This window comes from Pseudoalteromonas apostichopi, from assembly GCF_030297135.1.
Lineage (GTDB): Bacteria > Pseudomonadota > Gammaproteobacteria > Enterobacterales > Alteromonadaceae > Pseudoalteromonas > Pseudoalteromonas apostichopi.
The window spans coordinates 1,681,470-1,695,837 of sequence record NZ_AP028065.1 but is presented as its reverse complement, the minus strand read 5'-3'; the positions used below and the strand labels follow the sequence as shown (position 1 = coordinate 1,695,837).

The following is a 14,368-nucleotide window of genomic DNA, read 5'->3' as shown; positions in this document are numbered from 1 at the left end:
ATCTGACGTAAGATATATCAACAGAGTTTTTGTTTCCAACTTTGATATATAAAATTAGAGCGATTTTTGCTCACTCAAATGCTCGCGTTATTTTTGTTTCTGACTTTGTTAAGCATCTACATCGGCTAATTAGCCGGCTTTTTTGTGACTGTAACTTGTTTGATTACTGTTCACTGATGCAATTTGTATTGCAATTGATTAGGATGGTTAAACACTCAGGCTAAGGATAATAACAATGAAAAAGCGCAGTGTTTTAACCTCAATAGGATTGTTCGTATTAGTGCTCAGCTCCGGCATTGCTTATGGGCAATCTTTTGATCTCATCATCAAAAACGCTATGTTGCTCGATGGTCTTGGTGGCAAAGCGGTTCACGCAGATGTTGGCATTGAAAGCGGCAAGATCACTAAAGTTGGTGATATGGCGGCTGACAAAGCTCAACAAGTAATAGATGCCAATGGCAAGATTGTTGCCCCTGGCTTTATTGATTTACATTCCCATGCTGAGCGCTCAATTGCAGAGCTGCCTCGGCTCGATAACTTAGTACAGCAAGGCATTACCACTATTTTGGGCGGTAACTGTGGTTTTTCACCTGTCGACTTTAAGCAATTTTTTGCGCAAACCGAGCGTTCACCTCTAGGACCTAATTTAGCCTTATTAATTGGCCATAATGATGTTCGTAAAGCTGTTATGGGTGAAGAGCAACGACTTGCCACCGCTGATGAGCTAAAAGCAATGCAAGTGCTGGTAGATAAAGCGATGCAGCAGGGGGCGTTTGGTTTATCGACTGGACTTAAATATGTTCCTGGTGTGTACTCAAACTTTGCTGAAGTAAAGGTGCTTGCCGAAACCGCTCATGCTCAGCATGGATTTTTTGCATCTCATATGCGCGATGAAGGCGCAGAGATTGTCACGGCGATGAATGAAGTGCTCGATGTTGCAAAAGAGACCGGTATTCCTGTGCATATCTCTCACCATAAGCTGATTGGTCATCCAAATTGGGGTGAGAGTAAGCAAACTATTCAAATGATCCGTGATGCTCGCAAAGCGGGTTTAGATGTCACTCTCGATCAGTATCCTTACACGGCTTCTTCTACGCGGTTTGCTATTTTATTTCCGGCGTGGTCATTGGCTGGTGGCCAAGCTGAAGTTGAAAAGCGTCTACAAGATCCAGAACTAAGGCAAAAAATAAAACAAGGTTTGATCAAAAATATCCGTGAAGATAGAGGCGGTGGTGACCCCGCAAGGCTGCAAATAGCGCATTATGCGGCAAACCCTACATGGGATGGGCTAACCTTTGCTGAAGTATTAAAGCGTGAAGGGCGAGCGCAAAGTATTGATGAAGCCGCTGAACTTGCCATGGAAATTCAAGCAAATGGCGGTGCTCAGGGGATCTTCCACGCTATTAATGAAGATGATGTTAAGTACATTATGGCTTACCCAATTACCGCAATCGCCACCGATGCGGGTGGTTCAGAACTTGGTAAAGGCAACCCGCATCCAAGAGGATACGGCACCTTTCCTAGAGTACTAGGTCATTATGTGCGTGAACAAGGGGTGATTTCATTACCTGATGCAATACGAAAAATGACCAGTTTACCCGCAGCAAGAATGGGCCTAACTGACCGAGGAGTGATAGCACAAGGCTATGCTGCTGACATTGTCATACTCGACCCTGCGACGGTTGCTGATAAATCAACGTTTAGCGCACCTCATCAGTACGCAGAAGGAATTGAATACGTCATTATTAATGGCCAAGTCATTAAATCACCAGATGGCATGACAGGTAAAAGTGCTGGGCAAATATTGCGTCATACGCTTTAGTTAAAATAATGACTTACATATACTTTGTTACGAAAAAGTTCATAAGTTATCTTTGTTTGTACCTGCAATTCTGTTAGCTTAAAAAATTACCAATATTTCTTAAGGATAAGTCGTGCGACTATTTAAGTTACTCTTTATTAGTGGTTTTTTACTCTGTACTAGTCATGTAATGGCTGAACCAGCCGCTGATGAGGCGGTTACAAATTACAGCCAACATACGCATACTATCGAATCAAGTAATCTTAGTGAGCAGCGCACAGTCGTTGTGCAATTACCAAAAAGCTACCAAACAGATCCAAACAAAAGATATCCCGTTATTTACCGTTTAGATGGGGCCGGTAATTTACCATTGATTAATGCTGTGCTTGAACGCTTACAACAAAATGATCAAGCGCCAGAGGTGATTGTCGTTGCGATTGAAAGCACTAATCGACTTAGAGATTTTTATCCCACAGTGAACAAAGAACCACAAGGGCCTGTTGGTGAAGGCGGTGGTGCAGCAAAGTTTTTAGCTTTCGTAGAGCAAGAACTGATGCCTTTGGTTAATAAACAGTATCGTACTCATGATTATAGAGTTATCGCAGGCGCCTCAGCTGCGGGTGTATTTGCTCTTTACGCAATGCAGGCTGACCCTCAGCTATTTCAAGCGCATATTGCTTATAGCCCAGCGGTATGGTGGAACTATGGCGCCCCGGCTAAGAGCCTAAAAACCTTTGTTACTAAAGCCAAAACTATTAACAGCTATGTATATATGAATATCGGCGAAGAAGCCGGCATTATGCGCGAAAGATACGATGATATGCAGCAAACAATGCAAAATAGTAAGGTGCAAAATCTGCGCTTTAAGAGCGATGCCTTTGCAGGCGTTTCGCATAACCTAACCTCAGCTGCTGGGGCATTTAATGCGTACCATGGCTTATTTTTATCTAAACATATGCCTCTGAGTGCATTGGGCGATGATGTTTCATCAATTGATGCTTATTATCAACGTTTATCTCAGCAATGGGGTGAACAAATAGCGCCACCAGACCGCGCTGTTAGGCTACTGGGTTACAGCTTAACGGATAACCAGCAATTTGAGCGGGCTATTGAGGTGTTTAAGTACAATATCAAAAACTACCCTAAATCAGCGTATGCACTGTCAGCTTTGTCATATGGCTATGAAATGCAAGGTAATATTCGCCAAGCATTAGTTCAAATCGAGGCTGCAATAGCCGTTGCAGATGACTCTTATCCTTACCCTGATTACTTAAAAGAGACAAAAACGAGGTTACAAGCACAGTTGAGCAAGAGTTAAAAATATGGCCAACTTAAATGTTGGCTTTAAAGCACTCATTTTAATATTGAGCAATTATCATAAACCAGTTGCTGTTATTTAAAAGGTATTTAAAATCACTAATCCCTACTTAACGGCCAATAAATACGCTAAAATTGCAGGCTATTTTAGTAATGAGCCTACACCTTTTATGACCTCAACCGCAAACTCTAGCAATTTCAACGAACTTGGCCTTATTCCAGAGCTACTTGCTCGATTGGCTGATCTTGAATATACCCAGCCAACACCTATTCAGGCAAAAGCAATTCCAAGCATTTTAGCGGGTAGTGACTTAATTGCAGGAGCAAATACAGGTTCAGGTAAAACAGCGACATTTGCTCTGCCTATGTTGCAAAAGTGCTTTTTAGATAAGGGACTTAAAAAAGCACAAGGCAAAGGTAACTTTGTATCAGGGCTTATTTTAGTGCCAACCCGAGAACTCGCGGTGCAAGTGGCCGATAGCGTTAAATCGTACTCTGCAAATTTTAATGGTGCGATTAAAACTGTCGCGGTATTCGGTGGTGTGTCGGTGAATGCGCAAATGCAAGCATTGCGAGGCGGTGCCGATATTATTGTGGCAACCCCAGGGCGTTTACTTGATTTGATTTCAAGCAATGCTATTAAGCTTGATAACGTAAACACCTTAGTGCTTGATGAAGCAGATCGCATGTTGAATCTTGGTTTTACCGAAGAACTTGCTGAGCTATTAGCACTTATGCCCGCTAAAAAACAAACAATGCTGTTTTCAGCGACGTTCCCAGATCAAGTTAAGCTATTAACCCAAAAGCTGTTAAATGACCCTGTAGAAATACAAGTTCAAAGCAAACAGGAAAGCACTCTAGTACAGCGTGTATTTACCGTAAATAAAGGTGAGAAGACCACTGTTTTAGCGCACTTAATAAAAAACCATAAATGGCGCCAAGTGTTGATTTTTGTGAATGCAAAGAAAGATTGTGGGCACTTGGCGAGTAAGCTTGAAAAGCGTGGTATTAATGCGCAGGTATTTCATGGTGATAAGGGCCAAAGTGAACGTACTCGCGTAATCGAAAAGTTTAAAAATGGCGAAATTGAGGTGTTAATTGCCACTGATATTGCTGCTCGTGGTTTAGATATTGCTAAATTGCCTGTAGTGATTAATTTCAATTTACCCCGTAGCCCTGCCGATTACATGCACCGTATTGGCCGAAGTGGTCGCGCCGGTGAAATTGGGTTAGCGTTATCACTGATTGATTACGAAGACTTTCATCATTTTAAAATTATCGAAAAGAAAAATAAATTTCGTTTAGAGCGCGAAGAAGTCCCTGGTTTTACCGTAAATCAAGCAAACCTCGATGCCGCACAAGCACTTAAAAACGACAAGCCCGTAGCGAAACCTGCGGGAACAGGTAAGAAAAAGAAAAAAAATAAAGCCAACCAAGAAGACGATGTTTGGAGTGGCTGGAAGAAACATTAAAAACCCTAAAAAACCCCGCATCTTTGCGGGGTTTTTACTTTTTAACAACCAGTTAAGAATTAAAAGTCAGTCGGTGCTGGTGGCACGGTGAGAGGCTTTTTCGGATTGTCTTTTAGCTCTTTTAAAAGCTCTTCTACGGCACGTTCAATCGATGGATCTTTACCTTGGTAGATTAGCTCTGGGCGGTCAACTACCTTGATATCAGGGGTGACACCTTCGTTTTCGATGATCCAGTTGCCATCGTTATCTAAAATGCGGAATGTTGCCGCGATAACTTGGCCGCCGTCGACAAGACTTGGGTTACCCGAAATACCAATTAAACCACCCCAAGTACGGGTACCAATGAGCTTACCTAACCCAGCTTGACGGAAGTAGTAAGGAATAGCATCACCGCCAGAACTTGAGTAACCATTGATCAGCATGGCTTTTGGACCATCATGAGCAAATTGTGGGGTTTTAGTTGGCTCAACTCCACGGCGTTTCCAATAGTTAAGCGGTTTACGGGCAAGCCAAGTGATCATGTGTTCAGGAATAAAGCCGCCGCCATTGTATCGGTCATCAATAATCATGGCGTCTTTGGTGGTTTGCGGCATGTAGTTTTTAAACATGGCGCGGTTACCTTCGTAGGCTGTATTTGGTAAGTGAACATATCCAATACGACCATTTGATAGCTTATCAACGTAGGCTGCACGAGAGTTAACCCAGTCTAAATAGCGCAAGCCTTGCTCGCTGGCTACAGGCTTAACGGTAACTTGCCATGCACCTTTGCTGCGCGGCTTGCTGTTAAGGACTAGCTCAACTTGCTCGCCTTGCGTGTTCTCTAGTAATTCGTAGAAGTTAGCTACGTCTTTTACTGAGCGGCCATTTACGGCAATGATGAAGTCGCCGTTATGCGCTTTTACCCCTGTTGTGCCAAGTGGTGAGCGGAAGTCTTCATGCCAGTTTTCACCTTGGAAGATTTGCTCAATTTTTACGTATCCTGATGGATCGCTGGCAAGTTTTGCACCCAATAAGCCGTGCTTTTTACGCTCTGCTTTAGGCATATCACCCGACTGCACATAAATGTGGCCTGAGTTTATTTCACCTGCGATTTCACTGAGAATGTAATCTAGGTCACTACGGTGTGAGATAGCATCAGCCATAGGTTGATACTTGGCTAAAATTGCGTCCCAATCTTGGCCGTGATGGTTTTCATCGTAGAACCAATCACGCAATGTACGCCAGCCTTCAACATACATTTGTTGCCATTCAATCTGTGGCTCAATTTTTAAGGTTATCTTACTAAGATCTAGCTTATTTGCTGCTAGGTCTTGTTTTGCTTTTGGCTCAATTAAGCTGTAATCGTTACCCGCATGCACAAGCAGGTGTTCACCGTTGCTTGAAATAGTGTAGCTGCTTACCCCTTTAGCCACAGTTTCAAGCTCGCTGTCGTGAGCTGTGCCTATTAATTGTAGGCCGCCATTAGCCAGTGTTAGCACGCCATCTTTGACTGCCGTTAAACTGCGATAATCCCCTGCTGGTGCATTTAAAGCGGTTACACGTTGCATAAAGTCGCTGCTTTGCAGGGTATTTTTCGCTTTCTTGTCTTCATTTTTTTGTTTATCGCTGACGATCGCTGTTTCGTCACTTTGTAGCGCGATAAGCGGTTTGATACTGTCATTTACGGCAGCGGCATAAATACGCGTTGCACGATTAAACATGTAGTCAAACTCATAGCTGCTGAAGGCTAAGTTAAAGTCGCGCTCTGAGCTAAAGTAGAGGTATTGGCCATCAGGAGAGAAAGTTGGGTTTTGCTCATTGGTCATTTCATCCGTTAAGCGAGTCACTTTCTTTTTATCAATATTGTAGTGCCACAGTGAGGCATAGCGGTTTTCATTGTTTTTCACAAACACAATGTCTTCGCTATTTGGCGACCAAGTATATTGGCGAATGCCTTCTTCATCGTAGATGCTGGTATCAATTTTGTGTTGTTTACCCGATTTTGCGTCTATCCACCAGAGTGTGTGGTTCTTATCTGCAAATAACAGCTTTGAGCTATCTGGTGACCAAATTGGCGTAAAGCGCCAAATAGTTCCATTGCTGGTTAGCTGCTTGGTGGCATTATTTTTACTGCGATCTTTTAAGTAAATTTCGTATTCGCCACTTTCATCGCTCATATAAGCAATATAACGACCATTTGGCGACCAACTTGCGTCAATTTCGCGGCCTTTTGCTGTGTAAGATAAGTTACGCGTTGGGCCCTGTTTAACAGGTACGCTAAATAGCTCACCGCGGGCAGTAAAGAGCGCACGTTTACCGTCATGAGAAATCGACATTGAGTCGATAAAGTCGCTGACATTTTTTGTGTACGGCATGGCATATTGACGCACACCAGCAATGTTAATGCTCAGCTTAGTGCTTTTTTGAGTTTGTGGGTCAAAGCGATAAAGGTAGCCACCATTTTCATAGACAACGGCATTTGGGCCAGCTGATGGCCACAGTACGTCAAAGTTTTTATGGTTGGTTAGTTTTTTCGGCTCAGCGCCTTTTTGGTATTGATACAGGTTAAGGGTGTAATCACGATCAGATACAAAGTAAATGTTATCGCCAACCCAGGTTGGTTGCTGATCGGTAGCTCGGTTACTGGTTAGCTGCTCTGAGGTATTGCTTTTTAAATCGTAAACCCAGACATCTTGTGCACGACCGCCACGGGTGCGCTTCCATGTACGAAATTCACGATCAATTGGCGTGTAAACATATTTACTCCCATCTGGCGAAAGCATGCCACCGCCCGTTTCTGGAATAGCTAGAGGCTGTTCAAGGCCACCGTCAGCAGGCACCATGTATGGACGACCCATACGCTTACCCCACGGTGTGCGATTAGCACGAAATACCACATTTTTGCCATCTGGTGTCCAATCGAGAACACGATAATCAAAACCGCCGCGTAGTGGCATTGGGCCAACATCGTTGTAGTAAGTCAGTTGTTTTAAGCCTGAGCCATCGCTGTTAATGACATAAATTTGGCGGCTGCCATTGTACTCAGCTGCAAAGGCAATGCGTTTACCGTCAGGTGAAAACTTAGGAAAGGTTTCAAAGCCAATATGGTCAGTTAAGCGTTTGCTCTCGCCTGTTTGCGTATTAGCAATGTAAATATCGCCACCGTAAACAAAGGTAACATTTTGATTATGAATATCTGGAAAACGCAGTAAGCGCGTGTCTTTAGTTTCGTAAGCTGATGCCCAAGGTGCCAGTGTCGCAGCCATGGCCAGTGCCAACGTTGTTAGTTTTTTCATGGGATTACATCCTATTTTGGGAACTGTTACATCATAACTATTCAGTTTCAAATAGCGATGCTGATGCGATGAAAGTCTGTTACAAAATATGAATAAAAAAGGTTGGCAGTAAATGCCAACCTTTGCGAGCTATGTCATACCATAAAACATAACTTCTTAGTGGTCGTGATCGTCACTTTCTTCTGCGATACCTAACCAAGTGATGGCGCTTGGTGCAAAAGTCAGTTCAAGATCACCTTCAATTTCAAGGTCTTCGATATGTACTTTTAGTACGTGCTGAGCAATCGGGTCAGCAACGTAAGCAAACTCGCTATTTTGTGACACAGTCATGCTAAAGTTCATGCCTTCTGGCATCGCTGTTATGTCTTCTTCAGTAATATCTACTTTACCTGCAAGCTCCCAGTGCATGTGGCCGTCGTGCTCATGGGCTGCAAGCACGTTTAAAAAGCCTAAGCTATCAAGAACCAAAAAGTGCTCACCGCTTCCTGAGAATGAGTAAGAAACAGCGCTTGCGCCTTCATCAAGTTGCCACTCTAGGGCTTCCATTTCAGCTTCGCTCGGATTGATGCTCACAAAAACTGCGGCTCCGCCACCATGACCAGATGCAACACCAATAAAGCTGTTGCTTGATTCATGACCATATAAAGTACCGATTCTTAAATCGCCAACCGCTTCAATATTTGCGATTTTTTCTGCATGGTATTCATCGTCATGCTGGTGTGCTACCAGAACACCGTCGTCACAACCAAATGCTACATAATCATGGTTTTGCGCTGCACCGTGTAAATCAGGGCAGGTAACTTCAATTGTTTGTTCAAGCTCATATTCACCATCATGTAGATGGAAAACACCAATTTGATCCGGCAGGATTTTCGCATTAGAAGTGCTTTCGCTATCAGCGCGTCGCAAGGTTGCAATTAGGTGCTCGCCACGTGGCTCTGCAACACCATGCATATTGATGTCGTACTGAATACCCGTAAGTGTTGTTGTTTCGTTTGCAATGTCGTTATCGGTTAATACTTCTACTGAGGCAACGGTACCTGTATCGGCATTACCATCGTAAAACACGGCCATTTGGCCATCATGTTTAACGATGTGAGTAGGGCGACTGCCGGTTGTTAGCTCATAGTTACTAAATGCTGGGCCTTGTTTATAGTCATGTAAATGGTCGCCATGATTTTCGCGCCATAAACCGCTATCAATAAAGCCTAAGTAATCTTGGCTGCGGTTAGCAATAACGGCATAACGGTAGTTTGGTGAAACATTTAGTGAGCTTGAATCATGGATAAGCGAAAACGTTTCTAGTAATGAGTCGTCATCTAAATCAAAAATATTCGCTTCGTTGCTATCAGCTGCTAAAACCGCTAAACGGCCCATTGAGTCAATGGTATAACCGTCATCATGATTGTGATCATGGTCATCACCACTGTCGTCAGGAACTTCGATAGGATCTTTTTCAACAATATTTGTTTCTGCGTCACCACATGCGGTGATCAGGGTGCTACTAATTGCCAGTGCCAATAGTTTTAATCTAAATAAGTGTGTCATGTAGGTTTCCTTTATTTGTAATTTTGTTTTAGAAGTAGCCGCGAACACCAAGCGCAAAACTGCGCCCAGGACGTGGTGCAATATTTTTTAAGAATGAGCTATGAACGCGAGCTTCTGTGTCCGTTAAATTTGTGCCTTTTAAATACAGCGATAGGTCTTGGTTCAGTACCGATAAGTCATAAGAGATGCTGGCATCAACGAGGGTGTAGCCGTCAGTTGTGGTTTCTTCATGCGCTATGCGGTCTTGTTCTTGGTAGCGTGTAACGTGAATATTTGCCGTTAGATTCTCTGTTTGATAGCTAAACTCGGTACCAAAACGCAGTGGTGGAGTACGCGGTAAATCTCCACCGTCTTTTAGGCGAGCACGTACATAATCTGAGAATAAATCGACTTTTAATTCGTCGGTTAGCTGCCAAGCAACTTGCGCTTCAAAACCATGTAAAACAACATCGTCTGTTTTAAATAAATAAACGGGTAGTTCAGATGAATGATCGTGCTCATCTTCGTGGTTATGTTCGTCACCATGGTCGTGGTCATGACCGCTTTCAGCGTAAAAACCTGTGTTGATCTGGTAATAATAGTTATCTACTTGGTTGTAAAATGCATTGAAGATAAAACCAACATCACCCTCGGTTTTACGAAATGTAAGGTCGATATTATTTGCAGTTTCTAAATCAATAGCTTCTTGTGAAAGCTCAAAATGACCGTCATGAGTATCGAAAAGCGCACCGACTTCATAGGTTGCTGTGCCTATGTGTGGGCCGAAAGATAACAGCTCAGAAGCAGACGGAGCTCGCTCAGAACGCGATACCGATAAACCAAGGTTATAACCCGGAGTAAAATCCCATACCACCCCTGTTGATAAACTCACCGGTGTGAACTCTTGGGCAACATCAAATACACGTGTGTAGTTTGATTCTTCGTGTTCATGTTCGTGGTCATGGTTGTGCTCATCGCCTTCTTCATCATGAGCATGGGCGTCAATTTCTGGTAACAGCACATTGCTAGCATCAATAGTGACTCGCTCAACACGGCCACCTAATTGCACTAAAAAATCACCAAAATGCTTTTCTTCCATAATTGCAAAGGCAATACTTTCAGTAACAGAAGGGGGGGTGAAGGCTTCAGAGCCTTGTGCTTCAACATCACTTTTTTTGTAATGAAAGCTAACGCCACCATTCCACTCATCAAATTGGCTATGCAGAATGTCAACGCGAAGCTCATTGGTTTCGTTTTTGAAGGTTGTGCCTACTGAACCGTGTTCGATTTCAGCGTGTTCGTAGTCTGTGTGGCCAGCACGTAAGTTAATTTTGCTTAGCCATTCACTGTCGATATTGTATTCACCAAGTAGCTGGATTTTGGTTTGCTCGAGGTCTGCAAAAACGGCTTCTTCTTCGCTGTGCACCTCTTCGTGGTCATGTTCTTCATGCTCTTTTTCACCATGTGTATGGCCAGGAATACCGTATTGGCGGTTAAACTGCTCAACCGCAACGCCAACGTAACCTTGCTCAAATAAGTAGCTAGTGCCTACAGTAAAGCCATCTGAGTCTTCATTACTGTTTTCTACTACGTACTTTGAGCTGCGCTCGGTGTCGTCAATATCGGCAGCTACAGGTACTTCGTAATCGTCTGATTCACGCCAGAATGCATCAGCATAAAAGGCAAACGACTCTGTTCCTGTAGTAGCATTAAACGAAGCAATTTTTTGCTCATCTACAGAGTTATGTTCTAGGTTCCACTCGCCACGTGTAGTGCTGTCAGTTGGCACTCGGCTATCAACCACGTTGACGACACCACCAATTGCGCCGCTGCCATAAAAAAGAGTTGCTGGGCCACGTAAAACTTCAATTTGCTGCGCCGTTGATGCTTCAGATGCAACTGAGTGATCAGGACCAACACGTGACACATCACTCACATCTAGGCCATTTTGCGTTATTAAAACACGTGGGCCGCTTAAACCACGGATCACAGGGGTACTGGCAACCTTGGCATGGAAGTTTGTGTTAACGCCGGGTAGTTTTTCAAGGCTATCACCAAGCGTTGATGCTTGTTGGCGTCTTAATTGCTCGCCAGATAACACACTAACTGGTGAAGCAGATTCCATTGCCGACATATGAATCGGTGTTGCTTCAATATCAATAACTTCAATGGGTGAACGTTTTAGATTAAAAGTTGTAGTGTGGTCTTGGTCATTGGCAAGTGTGATATCTCGGTGCAAGTGAGCGTAACCTGGGGCTGAAATATGCAGCTCTTTTAAGCCGTTATTTAACCCGCTGATTTCAAACTCACCTTTGTCATTAGTTGTTACTTTTTGATCTGAGCCTTCAAGGTCAACTGTTGCATTAGCAACTGCTTTACCTTGGTTATTTAAAACAACGCCTTTGATTGATTGCGCCAAGACACTGGCTGGTAATAACGCTGCTATGACGACAGCGACTCTTGAGATGTTATTCATTATGCATCACTATTTGGTATGTTATAATGTATCAATTGTGCTTTAATTGTTATAATGTATCAAGTATGAATCGACGAATGAGTTTTATTATTTTTTGTAACAGTATGCTTAAAGAGAGGTAAATGGAGTGATTGTGGTTATGAAAGCAGCAAAATTGGTAGTGATATGCTTGATGGTTGGATGTATTTTTTCAGCTCAAGGGCATCAACACCATCATCATTCACATGGTGAGGGAGTGCTTTTTGTGGTTCATGACCAAGGTAAGTGGCAAGTTAAGTTCATTTTGCCGGCTGGAGATATTTTTGGCTTTGAGCATCAGCCTGAAACCGCTGAGCAAAAGCAAATTATCAAACAAACATTAGCCCAGTTAGCAAATTCAGAGCAGTTAGTGACATTTAACGGCGAATGTAAGCTTATTCATGCAAATTTTGAAAACCCATTTGAGCATCACACTCATCATGCACATCAAGACCTTGAAGTTGAATACTCGTTTAGCTGTGATAAACCTGTCTCTAAAGTCACTGTTACTTTGTTTGCATGGGCTGAAGCGATATCTGTTATTGAAGCGCAGTGGATTACAGAGCAAGCGCAAGGGATAGCCGAGCTTACAGCAACAAAACCTTATATTGAGTGGCCGCTATGAATAAACAGCGATTAACCAGCACACTTAATAAAGCAAAGCAGGTTTGCCTTGAACATGGCAGAAAATTCACCATTCAGCGCAAGCAAATACTGCAAATATTACTAACCACAGACGTACCGCTATCGGCCTACGAGTTGGCCAGTTGTTATAAGCTGCGCACAAGCTCGAGTGTATCTGTCATGTCTGTTTATCGAATCTTGAGCTTTTTAGAATCGGTAAACCTTGTTCGCAGGCTTAATAGTGCTAACAAATATATCGCTTACGGTACCGACAGTGAGGTTTTTAAGCGTGAGATTTCTTTGTTTTTGATTTGCCGTCATTGCCAAAAAGTAGAGACTTTAGCGGTTTCACAGAGTGATGTTGCAAAGCTTTTCCCTCATTTTGATGATGCAGGTTTTACCTCACAAACAAAGCAATTTGAAATGATGGGTGTATGCAATGAGTGCCAAGCAAAAATTGCTTGACGCGTTTTTAATAATTCATGTGTTCAATTTTATAGGAATTATTCAGTGAAATTACAAGAAAAGATGGACAAATTTGCCATAGGGTTATCAGCTATGTGTGCTATTCACTGCTTAGCTGTGCCTGTGTTATTGGTTTTATTACCAAGTGCTGCAGCATTGGGTTTAGGTAACGAACAGTTTCATTTTTGGATGTTGGTTGCGGTACTGCCAAGTAGCTTATTAGCACTGTTTTTAGGCTGTAAAAAACATAAGCGTTACCGATTATTGATGCTAGGCGGTGCAGGGCTGATGTTGTTGTCTGCAGCAGTGCTGCTTGGCGAAAATATTATTGGTGAGGCGGGCGAAAAAATACTTACTTTATTGGGCTCGCTATTTGTCGTCATTGGGCATTGGTTTAACTTTCGCTTGTGCGGAAAAAAACGAGGGAATGAGTGCCTTAGTTCGTAGAGATATAAACTTGTTGGCCAAGCATTGATTGGCCAACAAGCTCATTCAGTAATAACTGAATTACTTGTAGAAGACTTCTACAGAGCCTTTTACTTTTAATAGTAAAGGTTGGCCACGGCGATCAAGCGCTTTTGGAGAAGCGACTTTGATCCAGCCTTCGCTGATATTATATTCTTCAACGTCAAAACGCTCTTTGCCGTTAAGTTTTACACCAATTTCATGTTCGAAAACTTCTTCCACATAAAATTTACTACGTGGGTTGATAGAAAGTTGGTTTGGTAATTCTGGTTTTTGTGTATCAGTCATAGTTGCGATCTGCATTGAATAAATTGTGCGCCATTGTAGGCAATAGCTGGCATTGGCTCAAGTATCTGCATGGCAAATTTATTGTTTACTCGCAGGCTTGTTCTGAATGTTCGACGCACATGGCAACGGCTTCACTCTTTTTGTCGAAGTCGTGTGTTAAGCAGTAGTCAAAACGCATGGTTAACTCAATCACTTGTTCGCCCTTACGCTCTGGCCAATGCCAGTCTCTCACTATTTGTCTTGCTGCCTTTCTAACATCTTTACTAAAGCGCTTAGGTGCTGAATTTTCTATATTTAGATTTTTCACATCGCCTTGTGGTGTTACCTGAAAGTTGACAATTGCGCAGCCACTGCCTTGTCGATTCAACAGCCCTGTCGGGTATTGTACATGAGACATTGGTGGGAGTCGTTGCCAGCTAGGCTTATCCGTAGTGGTATCGAGTACCTGTGCTTGAATATCAACAAATGGAAATTTACGTGATAAGTCAGGGTTTGCGAATGAGTTGATTGATGCGCATGTAAGCGTTAATGCTAAAAGTGATTTATACATAGTTTTCCTTAACTTGTTTGTTTTTTGGTCATTTATTAATACTAATGATGAACTTGTATTATGTAAACAATAAAAAGATAGTAAAAATTC

General features: G+C 42.8%; 11 protein-coding genes. 6 read left to right on the top strand and 5 right to left on the bottom strand.

The features are described 5' to 3' along the window. The first annotated feature begins 235 nt into the window (after positions 1-235). From QUE86_RS07530 to QUE86_RS07520, 3 genes are all read left to right on the top strand, one after another. The gene (locus QUE86_RS07530) at positions 236-1,822 is read left to right on the top strand and encodes an N-acyl-D-amino-acid deacylase family protein (protein WP_286260224.1); all 1,587 of its coding nucleotides are present in this window, start codon (positions 236-238) and stop codon (positions 1,820-1,822) included. A gap of 169 nt (positions 1,823-1,991) precedes the next feature. Then, complete coding sequence (locus QUE86_RS07525) at positions 1,992-3,119, top strand: alpha/beta hydrolase (RefSeq protein ID WP_434784476.1); 1,128 nt, start codon at positions 1,992-1,994, stop codon at positions 3,117-3,119. A gap of 169 nt (positions 3,120-3,288) precedes the next feature. After that, positions 3,289-4,590, top strand: a complete 1,302-nt coding sequence (locus QUE86_RS07520) for a DEAD/DEAH box helicase (protein WP_256855080.1) — start codon at positions 3,289-3,291, stop codon at positions 4,588-4,590. A 59-nt stretch (positions 4,591-4,649) separates the two neighbouring features. Here QUE86_RS07520 and QUE86_RS07515 read toward each other — a convergent pair whose 3' ends face one another. The 3 genes from QUE86_RS07515 to QUE86_RS07505 form a co-directional block, all read right to left on the bottom strand. Next, complete coding sequence (locus tag QUE86_RS07515) at positions 4,650-7,865, bottom strand: S41 family peptidase (protein ID WP_286260218.1); 3,216 nt, start codon at positions 7,863-7,865, stop codon at positions 4,650-4,652. Positions 7,866-8,021: 156 nt separating this feature from the next. Continuing rightward, positions 8,022-9,413 carry a 5-methyltetrahydrofolate--homocysteine methyltransferase gene (locus tag QUE86_RS07510; protein ID WP_286260217.1) on the bottom strand — a complete coding sequence of 464 codons (1,392 nt, stop codon included), beginning with the start codon at positions 9,411-9,413 and terminating at the stop codon, positions 8,022-8,024. Between the two features lie 28 nt (positions 9,414-9,441). Next, complete coding sequence (locus QUE86_RS07505) at positions 9,442-11,868, bottom strand: TonB-dependent receptor (RefSeq protein ID WP_286260216.1); 2,427 nt, start codon at positions 11,866-11,868, stop codon at positions 9,442-9,444. Between the two features lie 139 nt (positions 11,869-12,007). On the opposite strand from QUE86_RS07505, the gene QUE86_RS07500 reads away from it, so the two are divergent. From QUE86_RS07500 to QUE86_RS07490, 3 genes are read left to right on the top strand one after another with little or no spacing between them, the layout of a single operon-like run. Beyond that, complete coding sequence (locus QUE86_RS07500) at positions 12,008-12,511, top strand: ZrgA family zinc uptake protein (protein WP_286260215.1); 504 nt, start codon at positions 12,008-12,010, stop codon at positions 12,509-12,511. Next, on the top strand, positions 12,508-12,975 hold the full coding sequence (locus QUE86_RS07495; protein WP_130050163.1) for a Fur family transcriptional regulator: 468 nt from the start codon (positions 12,508-12,510) through the stop codon (positions 12,973-12,975). Before QUE86_RS07500 ends, QUE86_RS07495 begins: the two co-directional genes overlap by 4 nt. Before the next feature lie 45 nt (positions 12,976-13,020). After that, a complete protein-coding gene (locus QUE86_RS07490) occupies positions 13,021-13,422 on the top strand; it encodes a MerC domain-containing protein (protein WP_286260214.1) in 402 nt (133 codons plus the stop codon). A 60-nt stretch (positions 13,423-13,482) separates the two neighbouring features. Here QUE86_RS07490 and QUE86_RS07485 read toward each other — a convergent pair whose 3' ends face one another. Next, positions 13,483-13,728, bottom strand: a complete 246-nt coding sequence (locus QUE86_RS07485; RefSeq protein ID WP_175580416.1) for a DUF3297 family protein — start codon at positions 13,726-13,728, stop codon at positions 13,483-13,485. Between the two features lie 85 nt (positions 13,729-13,813). Next, entirely contained in the window at positions 13,814-14,278 is a 465-nt protein-coding gene (locus QUE86_RS07480; protein WP_286260212.1) for an energy transducer TonB family protein, read from the bottom strand. Positions 14,279-14,368: the final 90 nt, after the last annotated feature.

Coding starts and splice junctions, on each gene's coding strand:
- QUE86_RS07520 (WP_256855080.1), top strand. CDS start 3,289: ATGACCTCAACCGCAAACTCTAGCAATTTCAACGAACTTGGCCTTATT.
- QUE86_RS07480 (WP_286260212.1), bottom strand. CDS start 14,278: ATGTATAAATCACTTTTAGCATTAACGCTTACATGCGCATCAATCAAC.
- QUE86_RS07525 (WP_434784476.1), top strand. CDS start 1,992: ATGGCTGAACCAGCCGCTGATGAGGCGGTTACAAATTACAGCCAACAT.
- QUE86_RS07505 (WP_286260216.1), bottom strand. CDS start 11,868: ATGAATAACATCTCAAGAGTCGCTGTCGTCATAGCAGCGTTATTACCA.
- QUE86_RS07530 (WP_286260224.1), top strand. CDS start 236: ATGAAAAAGCGCAGTGTTTTAACCTCAATAGGATTGTTCGTATTAGTG.
- QUE86_RS07485 (WP_175580416.1), bottom strand. CDS start 13,728: ATGACTGATACACAAAAACCAGAATTACCAAACCAACTTTCTATCAAC.
- QUE86_RS07515 (WP_286260218.1), bottom strand. CDS start 7,865: ATGAAAAAACTAACAACGTTGGCACTGGCCATGGCTGCGACACTGGCA.
- QUE86_RS07510 (WP_286260217.1), bottom strand. CDS start 9,413: ATGACACACTTATTTAGATTAAAACTATTGGCACTGGCAATTAGTAGC.
- QUE86_RS07495 (WP_130050163.1), top strand. CDS start 12,508: ATGAATAAACAGCGATTAACCAGCACACTTAATAAAGCAAAGCAGGTT.
- QUE86_RS07500 (WP_286260215.1), top strand. CDS start 12,008: ATGAAAGCAGCAAAATTGGTAGTGATATGCTTGATGGTTGGATGTATT.